Genomic DNA, 25,738 nt, shown 5'->3' with positions numbered 1-25,738 from the left:
TCTCCATTGCTGCTCTGACATCACGACCGGTGCCGCGCGATTACTGCGCGGCGACGGTCAGGCGAGCAACACGGTTTGACTTAACGAACCGGCTTAAATCAACCGGTTTACCCTGATACTGGATCTGAACTGCCGCCGGCGCGCCGATGGTCAGTTTATACGGCGCAGTGCCGGTCAGGTTCAGCTTGCCGCCCTGCTTCTGGGTGCCGCTGAACAGCGTCTTACCGCTCGCGTCGGTCACCTGCAGCCAGCAGTCGGCGGAGAAATCCATCACCAGCGCATTCGGATCGGCCGCTGGCGCAGCCACGCCCGCATCGGCGGTCGGCAACGGCGCCTGTGCCGCCGGCGCGGTTTCCGGCAGGGTGGTCTGGCTTGGCGACACCACGGCAGGCTGCTGCTGAGCCGCGCTCGGCGCCTGGGCGGTCGCCGCCGGCGCCTGAGCCGCTGCGCCAGTATCGGCCGGCGCGGCGCTGTTGTCGGTCAACGGCACGTTGGTGCCGGCATCGGCATTGCCGTCGGTCAGCGGCACGGACTGCCCTTCGTTATTCTGCGAAAGCTGCGCGGAGGACTGATCGGCCATGGTGGCGATCTCTTCCTGCTGGGCCTTGTGGTTTTGCCACCACCAGGCGCCGGTCAGGCCGATCACCACGAACACGATAAGCCAGGTGAAGCTCATCAGCCAGCCGTCGCGTTTCTTGCGGCGCTTGCCCAGCGAGAAGCTTTGCATCGGCGCCACTTTCGCCATCTTCAACGGCGCCTGCTTGGCCAGCATCGGCAGCAGTTCGTCTTCCGGCAAATGCACCAGCTTGGCGTAGGAACGGATGTAGCCGCGCACGAAGGTGGACGCGAGGTCAGCGGACACGCTGTCTTCCTCGATATCGCGCACGGTGGACATTTTGAGACACAGGCGTTCTGCAACGGTCTGTTGGCTCAGCCCGAGTTGCTCACGGGCCTGACGCAGGCGCTGGCCCGTCGTCATGGATACGGTTTTATCTTGGGAGGCTTCAGTATTCATTAGCTAAGAACTGCTGGTACTGTTTGGATTGTGGAAAACTTCGCGCTAGCTGCTTGCCATAGCGTTGAACGCTATCCTGACGGCCGGCTAACGCGGCGAAACGAATCTGTAACCATAAGCTGCTGGCGCTGGCCGGCAGAACATGCTGATAAACATCCAATAAAAGTTGCGACTGGGCGCGCTTCCCTTCTCCAAATTGCTTTTCGGCCTCCGCCAACAGCGGAGTGCCTTTGTCCGGATCGACTTTCAGCGCGCGGCTCAACAGCGTGCGCGCCTCATCGTTTTGTCCGGCCTTGAGAAAACAGTAACCTGCGTTTTCCAAGCTGTCGGCGACCTGGCCATAATCGGGCGCCAGCGCCGCAGCGCTAAACTGCTGTTGCGCCGGTACATACTGCCCTAAACTGCAAAGAAACGCACCGTAATTATTCAATACGGTGCCATTGCCCGGCGCAAGTTTGAGCGCTTGCCGATAACGCTGTTCGGCCGCGGCATTTTCACCGATCCGCTGCTCATAGAGCGCCATGCCCAACTGCGTGCGGTAATCCTGCGGGGCCGCGTCCAGCGCCTTTTCCAGGTTCTGGCGCGCGGCGTCCATGTCGCCTTGCTGCAGGTACTCCAGGCCCAGCTGCAACCGCGTCTGGCCCGCCTCAGAGACTTGTGCTTCCTTTTCCGGCGCTGAACCGGAACACCCGGCCAACAACCCGGCCGCCAGCCACACACCCCACAGTTTCAGCTTCATGCCCGCATTTATTTCCTTATCGGCCGTCAGCTAACGCCCGCCAGCGATACGCTTTCGCATAACAGGCTGTTAGATAACAAAAAATGGTGCTATAGGATTCAGACCGCCCGTACGTTGATAGGTTCCCCGGCCATTTTCTTCTTCAGGGTACGCTTGGTACGGTCGATCACTTCACCCGCCAGTTGCCCGCAGGCGGCGTCGATATCGTCACCACGGGTTTTACGAACAATAGTCGTAAAGCCGTATTCCATCAACACCTTGGAGAAACGATCCACCCGGCTGTTGGAGCTGCGGCCGTAAGGGGCACCCGGGAACGGGTTCCATGGGATCAGGTTGATCTTGCACGGCGTGTCTTTCAGCACTTCCGCCAGCTGATGCGCATCGTCGGTGCTGTCGTTGATATGATCCAGCATCACGTACTCGACGGTCACGCGGCCCTGGTTGGCGTTGGATTTCTCCAAATAGCGACGCACCGCGGACAGGAAGGTCTCGATGTTGTACTTGCGGTTGATCGGCACGATCTCATCGCGGATGGTGTCGTTCGGCGCGTGCAGCGAGATCGCCAGCGCCACGTCGATCATGTCGCCCAGCTTGTCCAGCGCCGGCACCACGCCGGAGGTAGACAGGGTCACGCGGCGTTTGGACAGGCCAAAGCCGAAGTCGTCCAGCATGATTTCCATCGCCGGCACCACGTTGTTCAGGTTGAGCAGCGGCTCGCCCATCCCCATCATTACCACGTTGGTGATCGGGCGTTGGCCGGTCACCTTCAGCGCGCCGATGATTTTCGCCGCGCGCCACACCTGGCCGATGATTTCCGACACGCGCAGGTTGCGGTTGAAGCCCTGCTGCGCCGTCGAACAGAATTTGCACTCCAGCGCGCAGCCTACCTGCGAGGAGACGCACAGCGTCGCGCGGTCGGCTTCCGGGATATACACGGTTTCGACCTGCTGATCGCCGACTTTAATCGCCCACTTGATGGTGCCGTCGGCCGAGCGCTGTTCCTCCGCCACTTCCGGCGCGCGGATTTCCGCCACGCGTTGCAGCTTGCCGCGCAGGACTTTGTTGATGTCGGTCATCTGCTCGAAATCGTCGCAGCAGTAGTGGTAAATCCACTTCATCACCTGATCGGCGCGGAACGGTTTCTCGCCCATTTCGGCGAAGAACTCGCGCATTTGCTGGCGGTTCAGGTCCAGCAGGTTGATTTTGGCCGCAGCCGGTTGCTCCACGTTAACGGAGGGGGTAGTCAGCGAATTATTTTCAGACACGGTGTGCTCGGACGTGATGGGTTCTAACATAATGATCTCTGGCCTCGTTATTACACGTTATGGCGCTAAAGAATGGACAGTAAGTTGTGCATTTCAGCCCGCATGATTCGGGTGGCGGCACTAAAAACACGCCCCTGACAAGTCGTCTTATCAGGGGCGCGGCATTGTACAAATTTTAGTAGCGGGTGGCTACGGCTGAAAGGCATTCAGGGCATTTTTATTGTTTCAGCCGGTGAATGCCTGGCTATCAGCAACGGCACGATTAACGTGCGCAGATTTCGCTTTCGTTGAAGAAGTAAGCGATTTCGCGCTGTGCGGATTCAACGGAGTCGGAACCGTGAACGGCGTTAGCGGTGAAGCTGTCCGCGTAGTCGGCACGCAGGGTACCGGCCAGCGCGTTGTCCGGGTTGGTTGCGCCCATGATGTCGCGGTTGCGCTGCACGGCGTTTTCAGATTCCAGAACCTGCACCATGATTGGGCCGGAGGTCATGAACTCAACCAGACCGTCGAAGAATGGGCGGCCTTTGTGCTCAGCGTAGAAGCCTTCAGCTTGCTCGCGAGTCAGACGCAGCATTTTAGCGGCGATGATTTTGAAACCGGCGCGCTCGAAACGAGCGTAGATAGCGCCGATGTCGTTGTTGGCTACAGCGTTTGGTTTAACGATGGAAAAGGTACGTTCTACGGTCATGATGGCCTCTGTATGACTTCCAAAACAGGCCGGTCTGCAATGTTGCCGGCCTTCTCAAGTGGCGCAGATTATATGTGCGCCGTTAACGCTTGCCTACGGGAAAATCAACATTTCATTAAAAAAATATGATCTTCATGATTCATTTTCGACCACGCGGCGGCGCTACTGGGTCTTGTCGGTAGACGGGATCAAATTGCGCAGCCAACTGCCCCAGCGGCGCTGATAAAAAGGCTGCGTATGGGAGATCAGATAGTGGCTGATGCCGCGCTCGTTCTCCGACACCAGGCAGAAATCCACCGGTTCGTCGTTCGGCGCCGTTTCGCTGGCGACGCTGCCGGCCTCGTTGATCAACGCTTCGATCTCCGCCGGCTCGGCGTCCACTTCCAGCCCGATCAGCAGATTCGGCTTCTCGTCCACCGCCTGATCGTGCATCAGCGCCAGAAACGCGCGGCGCACCGGCTTGCGCTGGCTGAACAGCGTGGTCAACGCATCCACCATCGCCGACGGATACTCTTCGGGCTGCCCCAGCAGGATTTGGGTCTCTTTATCGACGTAGTGCTCCACCGGTTTGACGACGCCGCCGGTCGCCAGCAGCATCGCCACCTCTTCCGGATAAAACTCTTTGCCATATTCCGCCTTCGGGTTGAGGAACAGATCCGCGCCCTGGGTAATCTCGAACAGCACCCGCGCCGGCATGGCGATAAACGGCTGTTCGTCCTCAACCGCCTTCTGCAACGCATCCAGCGAAGTGAAGAACGGAATGATGCTGCCGCCGTCCTGCTTCTCCCAATGCTGGATATTGACCGGCGTATCCGCGTTCAGCGTGATGTCGCCATCCTGCTGCACCTGCTCGCTGTCGCCGAGGATCAGCACCGTGGCGTCGAGCAGTTCACGGAAGAACGCCGGGCGATGGGCCGGCTCCGTCACCGCCAGCTTCAGCAGGCGTTCAAGTTCGTTCTCGTTCGGGGCGGCATCGTGATGATGGGCACTCATGGCAAACTCCAGGGATCAAAGAGCGAGGCCCAGCATGCTGGGCCTCGAAGATAATGCGCATTCTAGCGCCCGACGCGGCGGGCATTCAATTATTTGGCTTTGCTCAGCAGCAGATTGGCTAGGGTGCGCACGCCCAAACCGGTCGCGCCGGCCGACCACTGATCCACCGCGCCTTTGCGGTAGGTGGCGGAACAGTCGATGTGCAGCCAGCCTTGCTGGTAGTTCTTGACGAAGTGCGACAGGAAGGCCGCCGCGGTGCTGGCGCCGGCGGTGTAGGCCGGGCCGGCCACGTTGTTCAGCTCGGCGAAGTTGGACGGCAGCTGGCTGCGGTGGAACTCGGCCAGCGGCAGACGCCAGAACGGCTCTTGCTCGGCGGCGGCGCTGTTCAGCAACTCTTGCGCCAGCGCGTCGTCGAAGCTGAACAGCGCGTGGTAGTCGTTGCCGACCGCGGTTTTGGCCGCGCCGGTCAGGGTGGCGCAGTCGATAATCAGCTGCGGATTCTGCTCAGAAGCGTCAATCAGGCCGTCGGCCAGCACCAGGCGCCCTTCCGCATCGGTGTTCATTACCTCGACGGTTTTGCCGTTGCGGTAGCGAATGATGTCGCCCAGTTTGAAAGCGTTGCCGCTGACCATGTTGTCGGCGCAGCACAGGTATAGCTTCACGCGCTGCTTCAGGCCGCGCGCCGCCGCCAGCGCCAGGGCGCCGGTGATGGTGGCCGCACCGCCCATGTCAGCCTTCATCGAATCCATAAAGGCGCTCTGTTTCAGGCTATAACCGCCGGTATCGAAGGTGATGCCCTTGCCGACCAGGCAGGCGAACACCGGCGCGTCCGGGTTACCGGTCGGGTTGAAGTCGAGCGCCAGCAGCACCGGTGGGCGCTCGGAGCCACGGCCGACGGTGTGGATGCCGGCATAGTTCTGCTCGCGCAGATCTTCGCCCTTGGTGATGCGGTAGCTGACGGCATCGCAGCCGACGTCGCACATCAGATCGACGGCGCGGGTCGCCAGTTGCTCTGGCCCCAGCTCTTCCGCCGGCATGTTGATGGTGTCACGCACCCAGTCAACGATCTTCAGGCGCTTATCCAGCTCCTGACGCGCGGCTTCCGGCAGCTCGGCCCATTCGACGTTGCGTTGCCCTTTCGGCCCGCGGTAGCCCTGCCAAAACGCCCAGCTGTTTTCCAAGTCCCAACCGTCGCCGGCCAGCTTGACGTTTTTGATGCCCTGACCGTCAATTTTGCGGCCCGCGCGCTGGATCGCGCCCAGCTTGTCGGCGCCGGTCAGGTGGATGGTCATCCCTTCGCCGTTGGTGCTGAGCAGCGCTTTTTCGCCCCAACGGGCGTCGGCAGGTTGTTGCGACAGCGTGACCTGCATGAATTCTGTTGTCATAGCCTTCTTACTCCGGATGTTCCCTTTATTATTTCATTAGGGCTTTATTGCATACCCTATGGATTTCAAATTGCAGCTAGGCGCCCAGCGATCTCATCCCCATGAGCTTACTCAGGTAAGTGACTGGGGTAAGACAAATCTGCCGGGAGCAGATTTGAACGCTGCTCGCAGCGGCCCCTTGGGGCGTGGCCCACGGATGGGCCACGTAACTACGTGCAGGTAACAACGCTGCGGTTTGAAAGACGACGGGTATGTCGGATACAAAATAAACGGGCCGCCCATGGCAGCCCGTTACGCTATTTACTCCGCTTCATCTAACCAGACCAGCAGGATCGCTTCCAGTATTTTTTCGTTGGAAGCCTGCGGATCGTCGTCGAACTCTTCCAGATCGCAGATCCACTGATGCATATCGGTAAAACGCACGGTTTTCGGATCGGTGTCCGGGTATTGGTCGTACAGGGCTTCGCCGATTTCTCGGCTGTCGGTCCACTTCAGTCCCATTATGATCTCCGGGTTGGCGCTGCGGCTAACAATTAATGCTCACGCGCGTGGTTGACGGTGTAGCGCGGCATTTCGACCACCAGATCTTCGTCGGCGACCAGCGCCTGGCAGCTCAGGCGGCTTTCCGGCTCCAGCCCCCAGGCCTTGTCCAGCATGTCGTCTTCCAGCTCGCTGCTCTCTTCCAGCGAATCGAAGCCTTCACGCACGATGCAGTGGCAGGTGGTGCAGGCGCAGGATTTCTCGCAGGCGTGCTCGATTTCAATGCCGTTGCGCAGCGCAACGTTGAGGATCGACTCCCCTTTTTCAGCTTCCAGAACCGCCCCTTCCGGGCAAAGATCTTGATGGGGCAGGAAAACAATTTTAGGCATGGTTAAACCTCATCCACAGAATGGCCAGCCAGCGCGCGGCGAATGGAAGCGTCCATGCGGCGCGCGGCAAAATCTTGCGTTTGTGCATCTAATGTTTTGATGGCGTCTTCGATAGCGGCGGGATCTTCACCCTGCACCGCCTGCTGCAACGCCTGGGTCGCGGCGGCGATCGCCTGGCTTTCCGCCTCGCTCAGCAGCGCGGCGTCGGTGGCCAGCGCGCCCTGCAGGCTTTCCAGCACCCTCGCTGCTTCCACGCGTTGCTCCGCCAGCTTGCGCGCGCCCACGTCGCTTTGCGCGTTGGCCATCGAATCCTTGATCATGCCGGCGATTTCGCTGTCCGACAGGCCGTACGACGGCTTGACCTGGATCGAGGCTTCAACGCCGGTGGATTTCTCCATCGCGGTGACGCTCAGCAGACCGTCGGCATCCACCTGGAAGGTGACGCGAATGTGCGCCCCCCCGGCAGGCAGCGGCGGCAGGCCGCGCAGCGTGAAGCGCGCCAGCGAACGGCAATCCTGCACCAGCTCGCGCTCGCCCTGCAGCACGTGGATCATCATCGCGCTCTGGCCGTCTTTAAAGGTGGTGAACTCCTGCGCGCGCGCCACCGGGATGGTGGTGTTGCGCGGGATCACTTTCTCTACCAGGCCGCCCATGGTTTCGAGGCCCAGCGACAGCGGGATCACATCCAGCAGCAACATGTCGCTGTCCGGCTTGTTGCCCACCAGGATGTCGGCCTGGATCGCGGCGCCGATGGCGACCACTTTATCGGGATCGATCGACGTCAGCGGCGTGCGGCCGAAGAAGGCCCCCACCTGCTCACGCACCAGCGGCACGCGGGTGGAACCGCCGACCATCACCGCTTCCAGCACCTCGTCGGCGGCGACGCCGGCGTCTTTCAGCGCGCGGCGGCAGGCCATTAGCGTACGTTTCACCAGCGGAGCGATCAGCGCTTCGAACTGGGCGCGGGTCACCTCACCCTGCCAGCCGGCTACCTCAACGCGCACGCTGTCGGCATCGCTCAACGCGATTTTGGCGGCGATGGCGGCGTCCAGCAGCTGGCGCTGCACACCGTGATCGCTGCGATCGGCCACGCCGGCCTGCTCGCGCAGCCAGTCGGCCAGCAGGTGATCGAAGTCGTCGCCGCCCAGCGCGGAATCGCCGCCCGTGGCCAGCACTTCGAACACGCCGCGGCTGAGGCGCAGAATGGAGATATCAAAGGTGCCGCCACCCAGATCGTAAACCGCGATCACCCCTTCCTGGCCGGAGTCCAGCCCGTAGGCGATCGCTGCCGCGGTCGGTTCGTTCAGCAGGCGCAGGACATGCAGGCCGGCCAGACGCGCCGCGTCTTTGGTGCCCTGGCGCTGCGCGTCGTCGAAGTAGGCGGGAACGGTGATCACCACGCCATCCAGCTCCCCTTCCAGCGCCGCTTGCGCGCGCGCGGACAGGGCCCGCAGGATATCGGCGGAGACGCCGACCGGGTTAACCGGGCCGGCGGCGGTAACGATCAACGGCAGGCCGTTGTCGCTGGCCTGGAATTGATACGGCAGGTTCGGGTAACGTTGCTGCACGTCCGCCAACGAGCGGCCCATCATGCGCTTGATGGAGCTGACGGTATTGGCCGGATCCTGCGCAGCCTGTTGGCGCGCCTCCCAGCCGACGCGCTGCGCGTCCGCCTGATAATGCACCACCGAAGGCAGCAAATGGCGGCCCTGTTCGTCGGCCAGCGTTTCCGCTTGCCCGCTGCGCACCGTGGCGACCAGCGAGTTGGTGGTGCCCAAGTCGATGCCGGCGGCCAAGCGTCGCTGGTGCGGCGCGGCGCTGAGGCCAGGCTCACTAATTTGTAATAAGGCCATGTTGAAGCTTCCACAATCAGAATCAGAAGGTGTTACTCAAAACCCAGCAGTTTTTCTTCGAGTTGTTCAACCTGTTGCTGGAGTTTGTCCAAAAAGCGCAGCTTGCGCACGGTGTCGGCGGCGTCCGCCCACTGCTCGCCGTCCAGCTGCTGCAGCATCAGCGCGCTGCGCTGTTTGATGGAGGCGGCCAGCCGCGCGCCGAAATCGGCCAGCAGGCTTTCCGCCTCCGGCTTGCGCTCAATGGCGTCGAGCTCTTCGCGCAGTTCCAGCTGTTCCATCAGGAACGCGGTGTCGCGCATCGTATGCTGTTCGTTACCCAGATCGAAGCCGTGCAAAGATAGCATATACTCCGCGCGTTTTAACGGGTGCTTCAGCGTCTGGTAGGCTTCGTTGATGGTCGCCGCCTGCTGCAACGCCATCAGGCGTTCGCGCTCCGGCTGGTTGGCGAAACGATCGGGGTGAAATTGGCGCTGCAGATCCTGGAAGCGGGACGCAAGCAGGCTGCCGTCCACGGTGTAGCGAACTGGCAGCCCGAATAAAGTAAAGTAATCCATAGCGTGCTCTGGGCGTTAGCGGATGAAGTTCCCCCGCCGAAACGGGGGAGCACGATGGACTGTCAGACGTTGAAACTCTCGCCGCAGCCGCATTCGCTTGAGACGTTCGGGTTGTTGAACTTGAAGCCTTCGTTCAGGCCTTCCTTAACGAAATCAAGCTCGGTGCCGTCAAGGTAAACCAGGCTCTTGCCGTCGATGATCACCTTGATGCCTTTGTCTTCAAACACGATGTCGTCATCGTTGGCTTCGTCAACAAATTCCAGCACGTAGGCCATTCCGGAGCAGCCGGAAGTTCGCACTCCCAGACGCAGGCCGAGACCCTTGCCGCGGTTCGTCAAAAACGCCTGAACACGCTGCGCAGCGCTGTCGCTCATGGTAATAGACATCACAACCTCACACTTCAAATCAAAGCCCGGCGTGGCCGGGCCGACTCAGACAAATTACTCGGCGCTATGCTTGCTCTTATAGTCGGCAATCGCTGCTTTGATGGCGTCTTCAGCCAGGATCGAGCAGTGAATTTTGACCGGCGGCAATTCCAGCTCTTCGGCGATCTGGGTGTTTTTGATCGCTTCAGCCTGATCGAGCGACTTGCCCTTCATCCATTCGGTCACCAGCGAGCTGGAGGCGATGGCGGAACCGCAGCCGTAAGTTTTAAAGCGCGCGTCTTCGATGATGCCTTCATCGTTAACCTTGATTTGCAGCTTCATGACGTCGCCGCAAGCCGGCGCACCTACCATGCCGCTACCGACGGTAGGATCTTCGTTGTCAAAGGAACCCACGTTGCGCGGGTTTTCATAATGATCGATTACTTTTTCGCTGTAAGCCATGACCTTGCTCCTGAAACCTGAGAATTAATGATGCGCCCATTCGATGCTGTTGATGTCCACGCCCTGCTTGAACATCTCCCACAGCGGAGACAGATCGCGCAGACGGCCGATGGATTTACGCACCAGTTGAATGGTGTAGTCGATCTCTTCTTCCGTGGTGAAACGCCCCAGGGAGAAACGGATCGAGCTGTGCGCCAATTCATCGCTCATGCCCAGCGCGCGCAGCACGTAGGACGGCTCGAGGCTGGCGGAGGTACAGGCTGAACCGGAGGAAACGGCCAGGTCTTTCAGCGCCATGATCAGCGACTCGCCTTCAACGTAGTTGAAGCTGACGTTCAGGATGTTCGGTGCGCCGTGCTCCAGATCGCCGTTCAGATACACTTCTTCCATATCTTTCACGCCGTTCCACAGACGATCGCGCAGGGTGCGCAGACGCGCCATCTCTTCGGTCATCTCTTCTTTGGCGATGCGATAAGCTTCGCCCATGCCGACGATCTGGTGGACAGGCAGGGTGCCGGAACGCATGCCGCGCTCGTGACCGCCGCCGTGTACCTGCGCTTCGATGCGGATGCGCGGCTTGCGGCGCACGTACAGCGCGCCGATGCCTTTCGGGCCATAGATTTTGTGGCCGGAGAACGACATCAGATCGACTTTCAGCTTGCTCAGATCGATAGGCAGTTTGCCCACGCTCTGGGTGGCGTCAACGTGGTAGATGATACCGCGCGCGCGGCACATTTCGCCGATCGCTTCGATGTCCTGCACCACGCCGATTTCGTTATTGACGTGCATGATGGAGACCAGAATGGTGTCATCGCGCAGCGCCGCTTCGAGATCCTGCAGGCTGATGATGCCGTTGCTCTGCGGCGCCAGATAGGTCACTTCGAACCCTTCGCGCTCCAGCTGACGGCAGGTGTCCAGCACGGCTTTGTGTTCGGTTTTGCTGGTGATGATGTGCTTGCCTTTTTTCTGGTAGAAATTGGCAGCACCTTTGATCGCCAGGTTGTCGGATTCGGTCGCCCCGGAGGTGAAGACGATTTCGCGTGGGTCGGCGCCCACCAGTTCGGCAATTTGGTTACGGGCGATGTCTACCGCCTCTTCCGCCTGCCAACCGAAACGGTGGGAACGGGAAGCCGGGTTGCCGAAAGTGCCGTCCAGGGTCAAAAACTGCATCATCTTCTCAGCAACGCGCGGGTCAACCGGCGTCGTTGCTGAGTAATCCAGATAAATCGGTAATTTCATTGCTCTTGTGCTCCGTACATCACTTCCAAAAACTAAAATAATTTCGCCAGCTGCTTATGCGCGCAGATTAACGTTGATAGTTTCTTGCGGACGACCGTTGGCCGTGCGGCGCGTATCGTTGTTTTGACGATCCGCCACCACCAGCACTTCCTGGTTGTTGACCAGTTCTGCCAGCGTAATGTTGTTCAGGAACCCGCTGATGCGCTCGCTCAGATCGCGCCACAGGGCGTGGGTCAAGCAGCGATCGCCGCCCTGACAGCCTTCTTTGCCCTGGCACCGGGTTGCATCTACCGATTCATCGACGGCAGTGATGACAGCGCCAACGGCGATCTCACCCGCGTCTTTACCCAGCAGATAACCACCGCCCGGGCCGCGCACGCTGGCCACCAGGCCATTCTTGCGCAGACGGGAGAATAATTGTTCCAGATAAGAGAGCGAAATACCCTGGCGTTCGGAAATGTCCGCCAGTGGCACCGGCCCTTCCTGGGAATGCAGCGCTACGTCGAGCATAGCGGTTACGGCATAACGGCCTTTGGATGTCAGTCTCATAGCTCAATGGTTACCTGTTGGTCAAATATGGCCGAAAGTCTGACATTCCTGAGTAAAACAGTCAACTATTTAACCTAGTAATTGACTCAAGTATTAGCACGTTTTGAACTTAGCAAGAACAAAGGTATATAAAATACATGTTATAACCTTTGGATAACTAATACTATTGTCACCCGCCGCTATGCCACATCAATTAATTACCTTGATGTTTATCCTGTTTCTCGATCGACGTCAGCATGCCGCGCAGGATATTCAGCTCCTGCCCTTCCGGGCGCGCGCGGGTGAACAGCCGACGCAGGCGGCTCATCACCTGGCCCGGATGGGACGGGCGAATAAAGCCGGTGCGCTGCAGCGTCTGCTCCAGGTGCTGATAGAAACGCTCGAGGTCATCCACCAGCGGATACGGCGTCTCTTCCAGCTGCGGCGCGCCCGCCTGTTGGCGATCGAGGTAAGCCACGCGCACTTCATACGCCAGGATCTGCACCGCCATCGCGAGGTTCAGCGAGCTGTAGTCCGGGTTGGCCGGAATGGCGACGTGGTAGTGGCACTTCTGCAATTCATCGTTGGTCAGCCCGACGCGTTCGCGGCCGAACACCAGCGCCACCGGCGCGTGTTCGCCCTCGTGCACCGCGCGCACGCCGCATTCACGCGGCTCCAGCATCGGCCACGGCAAGGTGCGAGAACGGGCGCTGGTGCCCACCACCAGGCTACAGCCGGCGATGGCGTCATCGAGGGTGTCGACGATAGTGGCGTTGCCGATCACGTCGCTGGCGCCGGCGGCCAGGGCGATGGCCTGAGAATCGGGTTTGATCAGCGGATTAACCAGATAAAGGTTGGTTAAACCCATGGTTTTCATGGCTCTGGCGGTCGAGCCCATGTTGCCGGTATGTGAAGTCTCTACCAGAACAATGCGGATATTGTGCAGCATACAAACTCTGAGCGTGGCGGAAAATCGCAGCATCTTAACACAGCCGTAGGCAATTTGCCGAACAGCTGCTATACTTCGCGCCGTTTCCTGTTCTTTAACATCCTAGTTGGAAGATACCCATGCATCCGATGCTGACTATCGCCGTGCGCGCTGCGCGCAAGGCCGGTAACCTGATTGCCAAAAACTACGAAACCCCGGACGCTGTAGAAGCGAGCCAGAAAGGGACCAATGACTTCGTCACCAACGTCGATCGCGATGCAGAGCATCTGATCATCGACGTCATCCGCAAGTCTTATCCGCAACACAGTATCGTGAGCGAAGAACGCGGTGAGCTGATCGGCGAAGATCGCGATGTGCAATGGGTGATCGATCCACTGGATGGCACTGCAAACTTCATCAAACGTTTCCCTCATTTCTCCGTTTCCATCGCCGTACGCATCAAAGGCCGTACTGAAGTGGCCGTGGTTTACGATCCGATGCGCAACGAACTGTTCACCGCCACTCGCGGCCAGGGCGCACAGCTCAACGGCTACCGCCTGCGCGGCACCAACGCCAAAGATCTGGATGGCACCATCCTGGCGACCGGCTTCCCGTTCAAGGTCAAACAGCACGCAACGCCTTACATCAACATCGTCGGCAAGCTGTTCACCCAGTGCGCGGACTTCCGCCGCACCGGTTCCGCGGCGCTGGATCTGGCCTATGTGGCCGCCGGCCGCGTAGACGGTTTCTTCGAAATCGGCCTGAAGCCGTGGGATTTCGCCGCGGGCGAACTGCTGGTGCGTGAAGCCGGCGGCCTGGTGACCGACTTCGTCGGCGGCCACAACCACTTCAGCTCCGGCAACGTGGTGGCAGGCAACCCGCGCGTAGTGAAAGCCATGCTGGCCACCATGCGTGAAGAACTGAGCGAAGCGCTGAAGCGTTAATCGCCAGAAGCGAATCGAAAAAAGCGCTGCCGATGCAGCGCTTTTTTTATGCCCGTTAGCGGGAGAAGGGACGGATGCCGCCGCCGAATTCCGGCTGCGCGCTGACGTACAGCAACAGCCCGGCGGCCAGCAGGATCAGGCCGCCGGCCAGCGCCAACGCCCCCCAGGCCACCGCGCTCCAGGCGGCGGGCGGGCGCGAACGGCTGAGGCGCACCGCCAGCCGGCGGCTGTAATGTACCAGCAGCGCCAGCATCGAGATGGTCAACGAGGTGCCGAACGCCATCGCCAGCGCGGAGATCACTCCCCAGCCGAACACGCCGATCACTTTGGAGAACAGCAGCACCAAAATCGCCCCCGAACAGGGGCGCATGCCCATCGCCAGCACGATGGCGGCCTGAGTGCGCCAGTCGCTTCCCGCCTGCAGCTCGCTGTCGCTCGGCAGATGCCGGTGGCCGCAGCCGCAATTGGCGCTGTGCACATGATCCGCCGCCAGCGGCGTCAGGCTGTTGATGCGCAGCGCCGGCGCCGGGCGCATCGCCTTGATCGCCGCAAACAGGCGTTTCAGCGCGCGCCAACTCAGCAGCACGCCAAGCAGCATCACCAGAATAAAGCTGCCCTTCTCCAGCCAGAAACTGCTTTGGTGCAGCTGGCGCGAAGAGAGCTGCAATACCACCAGCATCAGCGTGACCAGCGCGATCGCTACCCCACCCTGCACCAGCGAGGCGGCGAAGGTCAGCTTCAGGCTGCTTTTCAGCCGCGCCGGATGGGTAGCCAGGTAGGTGGCGATCACCACTTTGCCGTGGCCGGGGCCGAGCGCATGCAAGACGCCATAGCCGAGGCTGAACAGCATCAGCGCCAGCCCGGCCTGCTGCGGCGCGGCCTTCACCTGCTGCAACAGCCCCGCCATCTGCTGGTGCAGCGCTTTTTGCCACACCACGCTCTGCATCAGCAGCTGCGGCCAATAGTGCCACGCCAGCAGCGCGGCGGCCGCCAGCGCCAGCGTGAACGGCAGCAGCGGCCACAGGCCGAAGGCCCAGTGGCGCCGGCTCGTCGTCGGTTGCGAGAGATTTAACGACATTGCAGCGTCACCCGCTGGGCGAACTGCTGCCCCAGCGCCAGGTCTTCACCGGGCGAGTCGTTCTTGTCGAGCGACAGCGCATAGGCCTGCAGCGACGCATTCGGCTTCGGCGTCATCAGCTTGTAGCTGCACAGCTGCGCCATCTCCGGCGGCAGATGCAGCGCATTTTGGTCTTTATAGGTCATATCCACAAAATAAGTCGGATCGTAAGTCGAAAGTTCGAACGGCTTGCCCGCCAGCGGCTGCGGCTCGGCCAACGGCAGCACGAACTCCAGCACCGCCTGGTTGCCCTGGCGCGACAGGTGATATTCGCTGGGCAAGTTCAGGTATTTCACCGGTTTGCCGTCGCGGTAAAGATCGGTGAAATAGTGCTGCCCCAGCACGTTGGCCATCACTTCCGCCGCCAGCTTTTTCCACACTTCCGAATCGCTCTTGGCGTTTTTCGCATCGTAGAGCAGATCCGCCGAGGTGATTTCATCCATCACCCACACCATTTTCAGGCCGACCAGCCGCTGGTCTTTGGCGACGAAGGTGGTATTCATGTCGATAAAGCTGTGCGGATGAGCGATCGCACCGGCGCTGAACACGGCGCCGAAGGCAGCCAAAAGACGACGTAACTTCATCATTATCCTGTCTTACCTGCATTTGTTATAACGTAACACAAATAGATGCCTAACGGCCCGCCTCTCCCGGCGATATTTGTGACGAAAGTTGTAAGCCGAAGTAAAAGCCGCGCGGTAATCCTGCCGTCACAAAGCCTTTTGCTATGCTTAGGCATAATCGCAACCTTTTATGCCGGAAGGTGATAATGAGCCTGGACACCTCTCCCGTGCCCGAGCTCTCCGGACAACAACGGCGCTGCCATCTGCTGCTGATGCTGTACACGCCGGAGCCCGAGTTACAGCTGGAGACCCTAAGCCGAATCAACGGCGTCGCCCCCCCGATAACCCGGCAAGATATAGCCGAGGTGGCCAGTGAAATCCAGCGTTTCCATCACCTGGAGATCGCCGTCGATCCCAACCATGGCTACCAACTGCGGGGCAGCGTGCTCGACCAACGCCTGTGCCTCATCCACTGGCTGCGGCGGGCCCTGCGCTGCAGCCCGCGGTTTGTCGAAGGCGATTTCGCCCCGCGCCTGCGGCAAGCGCTGGCGACCGATGCCTCCCCGGCGTCTGCGCTAACAGAGGCGATCGACGCCTGCGAGCCGCTGCTCAGCCGCCACTTCGATGCGCGCGACCGCCAATTCCTGCAGCATTACCTGCTCTACTGCGCCTGGCAAAATCGCCTGCAGCAGCATCCGCGTTTCGACGCCGTTCAGCGCGACTGGCTGCGGAAAAAGCCGGAACAGCAGGCCGCCGCCTGGCTGCATCAGGCCTGCAACCGGCTGTTTAACCAGCCGCCGCAGGCAGACGAGCGCGATTTTTTGGCGCTGACGTTTACCATGTTGAAAAATCACAGCTACCACAGCAACGACTCAGCGCAAGAGCGGAGATTGATGGTGGCGATCGACAGCATGGTCGAGCGCTTCCAGCAACTTTCCGGCATGGCCTTCAGCAGCAAGGCGGAGCTGGTCAGCCAGCTGTTCGCCCATCTGGCGCCGGCGCTGGAGCGCTGCCGTTTCGCCATCGGCATCGACAATATGCTGCTGGAAGAAGTGGTGCGCAAATACCCGCGGCTGATGCGCACCACGCAGGAAGCGCTGAAACCGCTGGAGCAGGAGTACGGCGTGCATTTTTCCAACGAGGAGGCGGGTCTGGTGGCCATCAGCTTCGGCGCCTGGCTGATGCAGGACAACGCGCTGCAGGAAAAGCAGGTGCTGCTACTGACGCTGGACAACCCGCAGCTGGAAGAGGAAGTGGAATATCAGATCCGAGAGCTCACGCTATTGCCGCTGAACATCAAGTACCTGCCGCTGAGCGACTATCTGCGCGGCGGAGCGCCGCAGGGCATCACGCTGGTGATCACCCCTTATGCGGCGGTGCACAGCGATCCGCACCCGCCGCTGGTCTATACCGAACTACCGCTGGAAACCCGGCAGCGCCAGGCGATCCGCGCGCTGCTGGAAGCCCCTTAATCAGCGGCTGACGCTGACCGCCGGCGGCCGGATGAACAAGGCCGGCACCGCGACCGCCGCCATCACCCAGAATACCCCGCCCTGCCAATGTTCGAACAGGAACCCGGCAATGACCGTCATGACGGCGATGCCGCCGCCCATCGCCAGCGCCGAATACACCGCCTGCAGTTGGATCACCTCTTGCCCCTGACGCGCGGCGATAAAGCGCATCGCCGCCAAATGGCAGACGGTGAAAGTGCCGCAGTGCAGGATCTGGATCAGCAGCAGCCAGCCCAGCTCGGTGCTGTAGGCCATCAGGCTCCAGCGCAACACGCCGCAGCAGGCGGAGAGCAACAGCAGGTTGCGCGCATTCCAGCGGCGGAACAGCACGTTGCTGCTGGCGAAAATAATCACCTCCGCCACCACGCCCAGCGACCACAGATAGCCGATGGTCGAGGCCGAATAGCCCGCCTCCTGCCAGTAAATGGAGCCGAAGCTGTAGTAGCCGGCGTGCGCCCCTTGCAGCAGCGTGACGCACAGCAGGAAGCGCCAGACCGGCCCTTCTTTCAGCAGCGCCCACAGCGAACGTTCGGTTCCGCTGCGCGCGCGCGCTTCGCCCTGCGGCATGACGCTCGGCTTCAACAGCATGCCCAGCAGCATCGCCAGCACGCTGAAGATCAGGCTGTAGAGAATGGCGTTATGGCCCCATACCGCTACCAGCTGCCCGGTCAGCGCCGAGCCGATGACGAACGCCAGCGAGCCCCACAGCCGCACCCGGCCGTAGTCCATACGGATCTGCTTTTGCCAGGTGGCGGCCAACGCGTCGGTCAGCGGCACCAGCGGCGAGAAGAACAGGTTGAAACCCGCTATCACCAGCATCAGCCAACCCCAGCCGTTGCCGAAGCAGAACCCGACCGCAAAGGCCAGGGTCAGCAGCGCCAGCAGGCGCAAGGCGGAGACTAAATGAGAGGGATCTTTAACGCGGGGTGCAATCAGTAAGCTGCCGAGGAAGCGGGCCACCAAGCCGGCGCCGAGCAGCATGCCGATGGTTTCGGGCGCGATGCCCTCGCCTTTCAGCCACACGCCCCAGAACGGTAAGAAGATGCCATAGGAAAAGAAGTAGGTGAAATAACTGAGCGCGAGCCAACGCGTGGATTGCAGAACCATGATCCCTCCGGAGTGAGGGCAATACTTTGACAGAGCTCACACCGACCCGCAATCTTCATTCCACTTCAATGCGTTAGAGTGCCAGACAGCTCACAGTTTGCCGCGAGCGGCCACAAAAAAACCCGCCGCAGCGGGTTTTATAGGGCGAAAGCGGGATTACGCGTAAACCGGCAAGCGGGCGCAGATATCCAGCACTTTCTTCTTGGTGCGTTCGATGGTGGCTTCATCGTTGATGTTGTCCAGCACATCACAGATCCAACCGGCCAGTTCGCGCACGTCGGCTTCTTTGAAGCCGCGACGGGTGACGGCCGGGGTGCCGATACGCACGCCGGAGGTGACGAACGGGCTTTTCGGATCGTTCGGCACGCTGTTTTTGTTGACGGTGATGTTGGCGCGGCCCAGGGCGGCGTCCGCTTCTTTACCGGTCAGGTTTTTGTCGACCAGATCCAGCAGGAACAGGTGGTTATGGGTGCCGCCGGAGACCACTTTGTAGCCGCGCTGCAGGAACACTTCCACCATCGCCTTGGCGTTGACCGCCACTTGCTGCTGGTAAACCTTGAACTCAGGCTCCATCGCTTCTTTCAGCGCCACCGCCTTGCCGGCGATCACGTGCATCAGCGGGCCGCCCTGGCCGCCAGGGAACACGGCGGAGTTCAGCTTTTTGTACAGCTCTTCGTCGCCGCCCTTCGCCAGGATCAGGCCGCCGCGCGGGCCCGCCAGGGTTTTGTGGGTGGTGGTGGTGACGATGTGCGCGTGCGGTACCGGGTTCGGGTAGACGCCGGCGGCGATCAGGCCCGCCACGTGCGCCATGTCGACGAACAGGTAAGCGCCGATGCTGTCGGCGATTTCGCGCATTTTGGCCCAGTCAACCACGCCGGAGTAAGCGGAGAAGCCGCCGATGATCATTTTCGGCTTGTGGGTTTGCGCCTGCTTGGCCAGATCGTCATAGTCGATTTGGCCTTTGTCGTCGATGCCGTAAGGCACCACGTTATACAGTTTGCCGGACAGGTTGACCGGGGAACCGTGGGTCAGGTGGCCGCCATGCGCCAGGTTCATGCCCAGAATGGTGTCGCCCGGCTGCAGCAGCGCGGTGTACACGGCGAAGTTAGCCTGGGAGCCGGAGTGCGGCTGCACGTTGGCGTAATCGGCGCCGAACAATTCTTTGGCGCGATCGATAGCCAGCTGCTCAACGATATCCACGTATTCGCAGCCGCCGTAGTAACGCTTGCCCGGATAGCCTTCAGCGTATTTGTTGGTCAGCTGGGAACCCTGAGCCTGCATCACGCGCGGGCTGGTGTAGTTCTCAGACGCGATCAGCTCGATGTGCTCTTCCTGACGCACCACTTCCTGCTCCATGGCACGCCACAGTTCCGCATCGTAATCGGCAATGTTCATTTCACGCTTTAACATCCGGCATCTCCTGACTTAAATCAGCTAACTAAAAAATCACCAAATAACTACCCGTTTGGGCTCTGGGCCACAGTGTAAACCGTTTCGCCCCACCGAAGATAGGTCTTGACAGAGGTTTTTACGCAAACGATTGGCATAAGGTGGCGCAAGGCTTTGATCCGCTAAACGCCGCCGTTTATCAACGGACATTTCCTCATGCGAACGATGCGCTTTTTTCATGTTCTGTGAGCGCGATCGACGCCCGAAGAACACCGCAACGAAAACAAGGGTATTTACAAGCGACGCGGAACCCAATAAGATGCATTTAAAATGCATCATTACAATTATCGTCAAGATCCCAACCCAAGGAGCGCTTCCATGCTGGATAGCCAAACCATCGCCACCGTGAAATCCACCCTTCCCCTGCTGGCTGCGACCGGGCCGAAGCTGACCGCCCACTTTTACGATCGCATGTTCGCGCACAACCCGGAATTGAAAGACATTTTCAACATGAGCAACCAGCGCAACGGCGATCAGCGTCAGGCGCTGTTCGACGCCATCTGCGCCTATGCCGCCAACATCGAGAACCTGGCGGCGCTGCTGCCGGCGGTGGAGCGCATCGCGCAGAAGCACACCAGCTTCAATATCCAGCCGGAGCAGTACAACATCGTCGGCGGTCACCTGCTGGCGACCCTGGACGAAATGTTCAGCCCGGGTCAGGAAGTCCTGGACGCCTGGGGCAAGGCCTACGGCGTGCTGGCCAACGTGTTTATCCAGCGTGAAGAACAGATTTATCAGCAGAGTGAAACCGACAACGGCGGCTGGCGCGATCTGCGCGCGTTCCGCATCCTGAAGAAACAGCCGCAGAGCGACGTGATCTGCAGCTTCGTGCTGGCGCCGGTGGACGGCGGCCGGGTGGCGGACTTCAAACCGGGGCAGTATCTGGCGGTCTACATCAAGCACGACAGCCTGGAACATCAGGAAATTCGCCAGTACTCGCTGACCACCTCGCCGAACGGCGAGTTCTACCGCATCGCGGTGAAGCGCGAAGATCAGGGGAAAGTGTCCAACTACCTGCACCAGCAGGCGCAGGAAGGCGACGTGATCTACATCGCCCCGCCGCACGGCGACTTCTTCCTCGACGTGGCGCCGACCACGCCGGTGGCGCTGATCTCCGCCGGCGTCGGCCAAACCCCGATGCTCGGCATGCTCAACACCCTGCACGACAACCAGCATCAGGCGCAGGTCCACTGGCTGCACGCGGCGGAAAACGGCGGCGTGCACGCCTTTGCCGATGAAGTGGCGGATATTGCCGGGCGCATGCCGAATCTGAGCCGCCATGTGTGGTACCGCGAGCCGGGCGCCGATGACGTGGAAGGCCGCGACTACCACAGCCGCGGATTGATGGATTTGAGCGCGCTGCAAGGCAGCCTGGCCGATCCGCAGATGCACTATTACTTCTGCGGCCCGGTGGCCTTCATGCAGTTCGTGGGCAAACAGCTGCTGGAAATGGGCGTAGAAGCCGAACGCATCCACTACGAATGCTTCGGCCCGCATAAGGTGCTGTAATGCTTGCGGAGCGCGGCCGTCAGACCGCGCTCCCTCTTCATTTCGCCTGCAGTTGGCGCGCGTCCTGCACCTGCTGCACCGTCACCGGCGCCGCCTGGTTGCCCCAGCTTCCCCGCAGATAACTCATCAGATCCGCCGCCTGCCGATCGTTCAACGCCCAGCCGTAAGCCGGCATGTCGAACGCCATCGCCTGCTGCGTGATCGGCGTATGCGCCCCCTCCAGCACCACCCGCAGCGCGGTCAGCGGATTGTCCGCCGTTACCGTGGCATTGCCCGCCAGCGCCGGAATGGCGAAGTCGGTGCCCTCCCCCTTGTTGCCGTGGCAGGTCGAGCAGTACATCGCGTAGGTCGCCTTGCCGCCCGGGTTATCTGCCTGCGCGGCAGGCGCAGCGGCTTTGGCGGCGGTTTCCGGCACCAGGCTGCGCAGGTACACCGCGATGGCGTTCAGATCGCCGTCGCTGAGATACTGCGTGCTGTGGGTCACCACCTCGCTCATCGGCCCGGCGACCGCCGCATGGCGGCTGCGGCCGGTTTTCAGCAGCGCCGTCACCTCTTCCGGCGGCAGGCCGCGCAGATTGGAGGCGTACCAGCCGTCCAGCTCGGCGCCGCTCAGGAACACCGGCTCCTTGCCGTCCAGCCCCTTCTCCTGCATCGCCCAGCCGCGCGGCGTGTGGCAGCTGCCGCAATGGCCCGCGCCCTGCACCAGGTAGGCGCCGCGGTTCCACTCGGCGCTTTGTTGCGGATCCGCCTGATACGGCTGGTCGTCGTGGAACAGCTGGTTCCACACCGCCAACGGCCAGCGCATCGACAGCGGCCAGCTGATGTCGCTGGCGCGGTTGGCCACGTTCTGCGCCGGCACCTCTTTCATCAGATAGTCATACAGCGCGCGCATGTCTTCCGCGCTCATTTTGGCGTACGAGGTGTACGGCATCGCCGGGTAGAGCCGGTGGCCGTCTTTGGCTACCCCCTGGCGCATGGCGCGATCGAACTCTTCGAACGAATAGGCGCCGATGCCGTGCAGCTTGTCCGGCGTGATGTTGGTGGCGTAGATAGCCCCGAGCGGCGTCGGGAACTTCATGCCACCCGCCAATTCGGCGCCGCCCGGCGCGGTGTGGCAGGCGGTACAGTCACCGGCTTTGGCGACGTATTCCCCGGCCGACATCGCCTGGGCCGAGCCGCCTGCCGCCAGCAGGCTCAACAGGTACAGCGAACGCAGACTCATGCTCCCTCCTTGGCGGCAACCTTGCCGTAGGCCAGTTCATTCACCGCGCGCCACGCCTGATCGATAGCCGAGTTGGCGTACGGGCTCCAGTCGGCATCGGAGTTGGCGATAACGATCTTGCCGATCGGCTGCCGCGCCGTTTCGATGATTTTCGTGGCCTCGTCTTCGTCGTCAAACAGCCCGTTGAGGAAGTAGGAGTAACCGTGCGACCAGCGGTTGACGGTGATCGCCTGAATGTCGCGCTGATGGTCGAAACCGGCCTCGCCCAGCATGCCCTGCAGCTGTTCGCGGATCATCTGCTCGTGCACCTCGAACGGCGTGCCCAGCAGCAGCGCGCGCCCTTTGCGCGACTGCTCGCGCGGGCTGAGGCCGCTGCCCGGCAGCGTCGGCACGTACACCATATGCAGGCCGATCGGCCGATCCGGATCGCGCGGGTGCTGATACCCGCCCATGCTCACCGGGTAATCCAGCTTCACGCGGCTGTACGGCGCGGCCGGCGAATAGATCTCGTGCACGCCCAGCTTGATGAACGGCTGCCAGTTGCGGATCACCACCTTGCTGTACACCAGCGGCGACTTGACGTTCTGTTTCAACGCCTCCTGCTGCTCGTGCGACATCTCCGGCACCAGGTATGGGATCATCATGTTGTAGCCGGCCATCACCACCTGCCCGGCGCGCACCTTGGTCATCTTCTCGCCGGTCATGTAGGTGACTTCCACCTTGTCGCCAACGTTGGCCGCATGCAGCCCGGTGCTGTTCAAACGCAGCTTCACCGGCGATTCCGGCCGATCGAGCTGGCCGTAGTCGAATTTGGCCAGCACCACGTCGTTCATGTCGTTGCCAGCCGGCGCCACCGCCGGGATCAATTTGCGCACCATCAGGCGCGCCAGCGTGGCGTTGCCGTCCGGGAAGTGGAACACGTAAGGATCGTCGAGATCCGCCTGCGACTCCTCGTCCAGCGGTGGCAGATTCATGCCGTCAAGGCCCGGCAGATCGCAGATGCGCGCATCGCTGCACGACGTGCCGTCGATGCCCACCGCCTGGAAATCGTTGGTGGTCTGCTGGAAATAACGGATCGCCAGCTCACTCAGGCCCACCTTCTCGCGCAGGAACTGGGTGTAGCTGTGGGTATCGAGCCACTCGATCTTCTGCTCCAGCGTCATCTCCGGCAGATAATCTTTCTTCACCGTATGCAGCGCGATCAACGCCTGGCGATCGCTTTCCGGCAGCGGGAAATCGCCGATGAACGCTTCATAAGAGCGGCCGTTGAGACGATCGCGCGGAATGTCGTCCGCCACCGTGCGGCCCGGATCGCCGCTCACCACCTTGTCGACGCCGAAGTTCTTGCGATCGAAGTAAACCCCGCGGCTCAGGTTCAGATCCGGGTAGAAGGTGGTGTCAAACGCCTGCTCCAGCCGATCGATATCGACGCCGAGATTGCGCAGCAGCCCCATCGCCACCGGGCTGAAGTTGGAGCGCGGCGACTGCAGCGATTCGCTGCCGCCGTAGCCGAGCAGCATGCCGTCGTCGGTGTTGAATTCGTTGCGCTTGGCGTGGCCGCCGAAGTCGTCATGGTTGTCGATCAGCAAAATGCGCTGCTGCTCACCTTTCAGCTGCTGCCAGAAACAGGCGGCCGCCAACCCGCTGATGCCGGCGCCGACCACCACCAGATCGAACTCTTCAACGGCGGGCACGCTGCCGAAATCAAAGGTTTTGCCGTCGCGCCCCAACTGGTGCGCATGCTCGAACGAGCCCGGATGGTTACCCCGCAGCCCGGTCAGCGCCGGCGGGTAGTACAGGGTTTGATTGGCGGTTTGCGGCGACGCGCGCAAGATTTGCAGCGGCGTCAACCCGGCGGCGATGGTGATCGCCACCCCGTTGAGAAAATCGCGTCGGGTGATACCCATATAGGCTTCCTTTCAATTTTTATTATCATCGGCCGGCCGGGGCCGGCCCGAAGGCCGCGCTATTGTGCGGATAATTATTGTAAAATCAATGTTTGAACATCACATGACGAATGGCGGTGTAATCCTCCAGCCCGTACATCGACATATCCTTGCCGTAGCCGGACAGTTTCTGGCCGCCGTGCGGCATTTCGCTCACCAGCATGAAGTGGGTGTTCACCCAGGTGCAGCCGTATTGCAGGCGGGCGCTTAAGCGATGCGCACGGCCCACGTCGCGGGTCCACACGGACGACGCCAGCCCGTAGTTGGATTCGTTCGCCCAGGCCAGCACCTGCTCTTCGTCGTCGAACGGCGTCACCGTCACTACCGGGCCGAACACCTCGCGCTGCACGATTTCATCCTCCTGGCGCGCGCCGGCCAGCAGCGTCGGCTGGAAGTAGTAACCCGGCCCCTTCACCTTCTCGCCGCCGGTCACCACCTGCACGTGCGGCAAGGCTTTGGCTCGCTCGACAAAACCGGCGACCCGCTCCAGATGCTGGGCGGTAATCAATGGCCCCAGCTCGGTGCTCTCGTCGTCCGGCGCGCCGATCTTCAGGCTGGCCACCGCCTCGCCCAGCCGCTTCACCAGCTCGGGATAAATGCTTTTCTGCGCGTAGATGCGGCAGGCGGCGGTGCAATCCTGCCCGGCGTTGTAGAAACCGAAGCCGCGAATGCCGTCCACCACCTGCTGCAGATCGGCGTCGTCAAACACCAGCACCGGCGCCTTGCCGCCCAGCTCCATATGGGTGCGCTTAATGCCGGCGGCGGTGTGGGCGATGATGTGCTCGCCGGTGGCGATCGAGCCGGTCAGCGACACCATGCGCACCTTGTCATGCCCGGTCAGCCGATCGCCGACGCTTGCGCCGCGGCCGAACAGCACGTTGAGCACGCCCGGCGGGAACAGCCCGGCGGCCAGTTCGGCCAGTTTGAAGGTGGTCAGCGGCGTCTGCTCGGAAGGCTTGATCACCACGCAGTTGCCCGCCGCCAGCGCCGGCGCCAGTTTCCAGGCCGCCATCATCAGCGGGTAGTTCCACGGCGCGATCGAGGCCACCACGCCCAGCGGATCGCGGCGGATCATCGAGGTATGCCCGGCCAGATACTCGCCGGCCGCCATGCCGGTCAGGCAGCGGCTGGCCCCGGCGAAGAAGCGAAACACATCGGCCACCGCCGGCAGTTCATCGTTCAACACGCAGTGATAAGGCTTGCCGCAGTTGAGCGACTCCAGCCTGGCGAAAGTCTCGGCATGCGCATCGATCAGATCCGCCAGCTTGAGCAGATGCTCGGCGCGCTCTTTCGGCGTGGTTTGCCCCCAGGCGGCGAACGCGGCGTCCGCCGCCAGCACCGCGCGATCGACCTGCTCCGGGCTGGCCTCCGCCACCTGCGCAATCACTTCGCCGGTCGCCGGGTTATACACCGGCTGGGTCGCGCCCTGGCCATTCACCAGTTGGCCGTCAATCAACAGTTGGCTTTGCATAGGGTTATCCTTTTAT

General features: G+C 61.3%; 25 protein-coding genes. 3 read left to right on the top strand and 22 right to left on the bottom strand.

All coding sequences use genetic code 11. The features are described 5' to 3' along the window. Positions 1 to 40 precede the first annotated feature (40 nt). The 15 genes from rodZ to trmJ all read right to left on the bottom strand — a co-directional run bounded on the left by rodZ (position 41) and on the right by trmJ (position 12,904). Positions 41 to 1,015, bottom strand: coding sequence for a cytoskeleton protein RodZ (gene rodZ / locus ACJ8PI_RS20315; RefSeq protein WP_004941432.1), 975 nt, complete (start codon positions 1,013 to 1,015; stop codon positions 41 to 43). Further along, positions 1,005 to 1,754: a type IV pilus biogenesis/stability protein PilW gene (pilW, locus tag ACJ8PI_RS20310; protein ID WP_039568691.1), complete on the bottom strand. Its 750-nt coding sequence runs from the start codon at positions 1,752 to 1,754 to the stop codon at positions 1,005 to 1,007. The genes rodZ and pilW overlap by 11 nt, the downstream gene beginning before the upstream one ends. A 98-nt stretch (positions 1,755 to 1,852) precedes the next feature. Then, complete coding sequence (locus tag ACJ8PI_RS20305) at positions 1,853 to 3,049, bottom strand: bifunctional tRNA (adenosine(37)-C2)-methyltransferase TrmG/ribosomal RNA large subunit methyltransferase RlmN (RefSeq protein ID WP_004941426.1); 1,197 nt, start codon at positions 3,047 to 3,049, stop codon at positions 1,853 to 1,855. Positions 3,050 to 3,281: 232 nt separating this feature from the next. Continuing rightward, positions 3,282 to 3,707 carry a nucleoside-diphosphate kinase gene (ndk, locus tag ACJ8PI_RS20300; protein ID WP_004941424.1) on the bottom strand — a complete coding sequence of 142 codons (426 nt, stop codon included), beginning with the start codon at positions 3,705 to 3,707 and terminating at the stop codon, positions 3,282 to 3,284. Between the two features lie 162 nt (positions 3,708 to 3,869). Then, positions 3,870 to 4,700: an enhanced serine sensitivity protein SseB gene (gene sseB, locus ACJ8PI_RS20295; protein ID WP_164134627.1), complete on the bottom strand. Its 831-nt coding sequence runs from the start codon at positions 4,698 to 4,700 to the stop codon at positions 3,870 to 3,872. A gap of 89 nt (positions 4,701 to 4,789) precedes the next feature. Further along, complete coding sequence (gene pepB, locus ACJ8PI_RS20290) at positions 4,790 to 6,085, bottom strand: aminopeptidase PepB (RefSeq protein ID WP_049213317.1); 1,296 nt, start codon at positions 6,083 to 6,085, stop codon at positions 4,790 to 4,792. 300 nt (positions 6,086 to 6,385) lie between these two features. Then, entirely contained in the window at positions 6,386 to 6,586 is a 201-nt protein-coding gene (gene iscX, locus ACJ8PI_RS20285; protein WP_006327336.1) for a Fe-S cluster assembly protein IscX, read from the bottom strand. A gap of 32 nt (positions 6,587 to 6,618) precedes the next feature. Continuing rightward, positions 6,619 to 6,954 (bottom strand): ISC system 2Fe-2S type ferredoxin, encoded by a 336-nt coding sequence (fdx, locus tag ACJ8PI_RS20280; protein ID WP_004941417.1) that lies wholly within the window; start codon positions 6,952 to 6,954, stop codon positions 6,619 to 6,621. A 2-nt stretch (positions 6,955 to 6,956) separates the two neighbouring features. After that, positions 6,957 to 8,807 (bottom strand): Fe-S protein assembly chaperone HscA, encoded by a 1,851-nt coding sequence (hscA, locus tag ACJ8PI_RS20275; protein ID WP_060442838.1) that lies wholly within the window; start codon positions 8,805 to 8,807, stop codon positions 6,957 to 6,959. 32 nt (positions 8,808 to 8,839) lie between these two features. After that, entirely contained in the window at positions 8,840 to 9,361 is a 522-nt protein-coding gene (gene hscB / locus ACJ8PI_RS20270) for a co-chaperone HscB (protein ID WP_086580322.1), read from the bottom strand. Between the two features lie 62 nt (positions 9,362 to 9,423). Then, complete coding sequence (gene iscA / locus ACJ8PI_RS20265) at positions 9,424 to 9,747, bottom strand: iron-sulfur cluster assembly protein IscA (RefSeq protein WP_004941410.1); 324 nt, start codon at positions 9,745 to 9,747, stop codon at positions 9,424 to 9,426. 54 nt (positions 9,748 to 9,801) lie between these two features. After that, positions 9,802 to 10,188: a Fe-S cluster assembly scaffold IscU gene (gene iscU / locus ACJ8PI_RS20260; protein WP_033635600.1), complete on the bottom strand. Its 387-nt coding sequence runs from the start codon at positions 10,186 to 10,188 to the stop codon at positions 9,802 to 9,804. Between the two features lie 24 nt (positions 10,189 to 10,212). After that, on the bottom strand, positions 10,213 to 11,427 hold the full coding sequence (iscS, locus tag ACJ8PI_RS20255) for a cysteine desulfurase (RefSeq protein ID WP_016929764.1): 1,215 nt from the start codon (positions 11,425 to 11,427) through the stop codon (positions 10,213 to 10,215). 54 nt (positions 11,428 to 11,481) lie between these two features. Continuing rightward, entirely contained in the window at positions 11,482 to 11,976 is a 495-nt protein-coding gene (gene iscR, locus ACJ8PI_RS20250) for a Fe-S cluster assembly transcriptional regulator IscR (protein WP_004941404.1), read from the bottom strand. Between the two features lie 193 nt (positions 11,977 to 12,169). Next, positions 12,170 to 12,904, bottom strand: coding sequence for a tRNA (cytosine(32)/uridine(32)-2'-O)-methyltransferase TrmJ (trmJ, locus tag ACJ8PI_RS20245; protein ID WP_025303916.1), 735 nt, complete (start codon positions 12,902 to 12,904; stop codon positions 12,170 to 12,172). 119 nt (positions 12,905 to 13,023) lie between these two features. On the opposite strand from trmJ, the gene suhB reads away from it, so the two are divergent. After that, positions 13,024 to 13,827, top strand: coding sequence for an inositol-1-monophosphatase (gene suhB / locus ACJ8PI_RS20240; protein ID WP_004941400.1), 804 nt, complete (start codon positions 13,024 to 13,026; stop codon positions 13,825 to 13,827). 55 nt (positions 13,828 to 13,882) lie between these two features. On the opposite strand, the gene ACJ8PI_RS20235 is transcribed toward suhB, so the two are convergent. Both ACJ8PI_RS20235 and ACJ8PI_RS20230 read right to left on the bottom strand, forming a co-directional pair. Next, positions 13,883 to 14,905: a nickel/cobalt transporter gene (locus tag ACJ8PI_RS20235; RefSeq protein ID WP_164134626.1), complete on the bottom strand. Its 1,023-nt coding sequence runs from the start codon at positions 14,903 to 14,905 to the stop codon at positions 13,883 to 13,885. Continuing rightward, positions 14,896 to 15,531, bottom strand: coding sequence for a DUF1007 family protein (locus tag ACJ8PI_RS20230; protein ID WP_033651572.1), 636 nt, complete (start codon positions 15,529 to 15,531; stop codon positions 14,896 to 14,898). The genes ACJ8PI_RS20235 and ACJ8PI_RS20230 overlap by 10 nt, the downstream gene beginning before the upstream one ends. Before the next feature lie 182 nt (positions 15,532 to 15,713). Between ACJ8PI_RS20230 and csiE the strand changes: the two genes are divergently transcribed. Continuing rightward, the gene (csiE, locus tag ACJ8PI_RS20225; protein ID WP_164134625.1) at positions 15,714 to 16,979 is read left to right on the top strand and encodes a stationary phase inducible protein CsiE; all 1,266 of its coding nucleotides are present in this window, start codon (positions 15,714 to 15,716) and stop codon (positions 16,977 to 16,979) included. On the opposite strand, the gene ACJ8PI_RS20220 is transcribed toward csiE, so the two are convergent. After that, the gene (locus tag ACJ8PI_RS20220; protein WP_033648923.1) at positions 16,980 to 18,125 is read right to left on the bottom strand and encodes a 3-phenylpropionate MFS transporter; all 1,146 of its coding nucleotides are present in this window, start codon (positions 18,123 to 18,125) and stop codon (positions 16,980 to 16,982) included. It lies immediately after the preceding gene. Between the two features lie 156 nt (positions 18,126 to 18,281). Then, a complete protein-coding gene (glyA, locus tag ACJ8PI_RS20215; protein ID WP_004941389.1) occupies positions 18,282 to 19,535 on the bottom strand; it encodes a serine hydroxymethyltransferase in 1,254 nt (417 codons plus the stop codon). A gap of 357 nt (positions 19,536 to 19,892) precedes the next feature. Here glyA and hmpA point away from each other — a divergent pair, with 357 nt between their 5' ends. Beyond that, positions 19,893 to 21,083, top strand: coding sequence for an NO-inducible flavohemoprotein (gene hmpA / locus ACJ8PI_RS20210; RefSeq protein ID WP_049194931.1), 1,191 nt, complete (start codon positions 19,893 to 19,895; stop codon positions 21,081 to 21,083). A 37-nt stretch (positions 21,084 to 21,120) separates the two neighbouring features. On the opposite strand, the gene ACJ8PI_RS20205 is transcribed toward hmpA, so the two are convergent. From ACJ8PI_RS20205 to patD, 3 genes are all read right to left on the bottom strand, one after another. Further along, positions 21,121 to 22,305, bottom strand: coding sequence for a c-type cytochrome (locus ACJ8PI_RS20205; protein WP_164134624.1), 1,185 nt, complete (start codon positions 22,303 to 22,305; stop codon positions 21,121 to 21,123). Next, a complete protein-coding gene (locus ACJ8PI_RS20200; protein ID WP_103799206.1) occupies positions 22,302 to 24,212 on the bottom strand; it encodes an NAD(P)/FAD-dependent oxidoreductase in 1,911 nt (636 codons plus the stop codon). Before ACJ8PI_RS20200 ends, ACJ8PI_RS20205 begins: the two co-directional genes overlap by 4 nt. A gap of 85 nt (positions 24,213 to 24,297) precedes the next feature. Beyond that, positions 24,298 to 25,722: an aminobutyraldehyde dehydrogenase gene (gene patD / locus ACJ8PI_RS20195; RefSeq protein WP_033635609.1), complete on the bottom strand. Its 1,425-nt coding sequence runs from the start codon at positions 25,720 to 25,722 to the stop codon at positions 24,298 to 24,300. Positions 25,723 to 25,738 lie beyond the last annotated feature (16 nt).

This window comes from Serratia sp. CY82433, assembly GCF_052166535.1.
In the GTDB taxonomy this organism is placed as follows: domain Bacteria; phylum Pseudomonadota; class Gammaproteobacteria; order Enterobacterales; family Enterobacteriaceae; genus Serratia; species Serratia sarumanii.
Note: the sequence above shows the minus strand (reverse complement) of the source record. Positions and strands in the feature narration are given on the sequence as shown.

Bases quoted from the DNA above. Each gene is read 5' to 3' on its own strand.
- hscB (WP_086580322.1), bottom strand. From the start codon at position 9,361: ATGGATTACTTTACTTTATTCGGGCTGCCAGTTCGCTACACCGTGGAC.
- ACJ8PI_RS20200 (WP_103799206.1), bottom strand. From the start codon at position 24,212: ATGGGTATCACCCGACGCGATTTTCTCAACGGGGTGGCGATCACCATC.
- patD (WP_033635609.1), bottom strand. From the start codon at position 25,722: ATGCAAAGCCAACTGTTGATTGACGGCCAACTGGTGAATGGCCAGGGC.
- ACJ8PI_RS20220 (WP_033648923.1), bottom strand. From the start codon at position 18,125: ATGGTTCTGCAATCCACGCGTTGGCTCGCGCTCAGTTATTTCACCTAC.
- ACJ8PI_RS20305 (WP_004941426.1), bottom strand. From the start codon at position 3,049: ATGTTAGAACCCATCACGTCCGAGCACACCGTGTCTGAAAATAATTCG.
- ndk (WP_004941424.1), bottom strand. From the start codon at position 3,707: ATGACCGTAGAACGTACCTTTTCCATCGTTAAACCAAACGCTGTAGCC.
- hmpA (WP_049194931.1), top strand. From the start codon at position 19,893: ATGCTGGATAGCCAAACCATCGCCACCGTGAAATCCACCCTTCCCCTG.
- trmJ (WP_025303916.1), bottom strand. From the start codon at position 12,904: ATGCTGCACAATATCCGCATTGTTCTGGTAGAGACTTCACATACCGGC.
- glyA (WP_004941389.1), bottom strand. From the start codon at position 19,535: ATGTTAAAGCGTGAAATGAACATTGCCGATTACGATGCGGAACTGTGG.
- sseB (WP_164134627.1), bottom strand. From the start codon at position 4,700: ATGAGTGCCCATCATCACGATGCCGCCCCGAACGAGAACGAACTTGAA.
- iscA (WP_004941410.1), bottom strand. From the start codon at position 9,747: ATGTCTATTACCATGAGCGACAGCGCTGCGCAGCGTGTTCAGGCGTTT.
- iscR (WP_004941404.1), bottom strand. From the start codon at position 11,976: ATGAGACTGACATCCAAAGGCCGTTATGCCGTAACCGCTATGCTCGAC.
- iscS (WP_016929764.1), bottom strand. From the start codon at position 11,427: ATGAAATTACCGATTTATCTGGATTACTCAGCAACGACGCCGGTTGAC.
- pilW (WP_039568691.1), bottom strand. From the start codon at position 1,754: ATGAAGCTGAAACTGTGGGGTGTGTGGCTGGCGGCCGGGTTGTTGGCC.
- iscX (WP_006327336.1), bottom strand. From the start codon at position 6,586: ATGGGACTGAAGTGGACCGACAGCCGAGAAATCGGCGAAGCCCTGTAC.
- csiE (WP_164134625.1), top strand. From the start codon at position 15,714: ATGAGCCTGGACACCTCTCCCGTGCCCGAGCTCTCCGGACAACAACGG.
- iscU (WP_033635600.1), bottom strand. From the start codon at position 10,188: ATGGCTTACAGCGAAAAAGTAATCGATCATTATGAAAACCCGCGCAAC.
- suhB (WP_004941400.1), top strand. From the start codon at position 13,024: ATGCATCCGATGCTGACTATCGCCGTGCGCGCTGCGCGCAAGGCCGGT.
- rodZ (WP_004941432.1), bottom strand. From the start codon at position 1,015: ATGAATACTGAAGCCTCCCAAGATAAAACCGTATCCATGACGACGGGC.
- pepB (WP_049213317.1), bottom strand. From the start codon at position 6,085: ATGACAACAGAATTCATGCAGGTCACGCTGTCGCAACAACCTGCCGAC.
- hscA (WP_060442838.1), bottom strand. From the start codon at position 8,807: ATGGCCTTATTACAAATTAGTGAGCCTGGCCTCAGCGCCGCGCCGCAC.
- ACJ8PI_RS20205 (WP_164134624.1), bottom strand. From the start codon at position 22,305: ATGAGTCTGCGTTCGCTGTACCTGTTGAGCCTGCTGGCGGCAGGCGGC.
- fdx (WP_004941417.1), bottom strand. From the start codon at position 6,954: ATGCCTAAAATTGTTTTCCTGCCCCATCAAGATCTTTGCCCGGAAGGG.
- ACJ8PI_RS20230 (WP_033651572.1), bottom strand. From the start codon at position 15,531: ATGATGAAGTTACGTCGTCTTTTGGCTGCCTTCGGCGCCGTGTTCAGC.
- ACJ8PI_RS20235 (WP_164134626.1), bottom strand. From the start codon at position 14,905: ATGTCGTTAAATCTCTCGCAACCGACGACGAGCCGGCGCCACTGGGCC.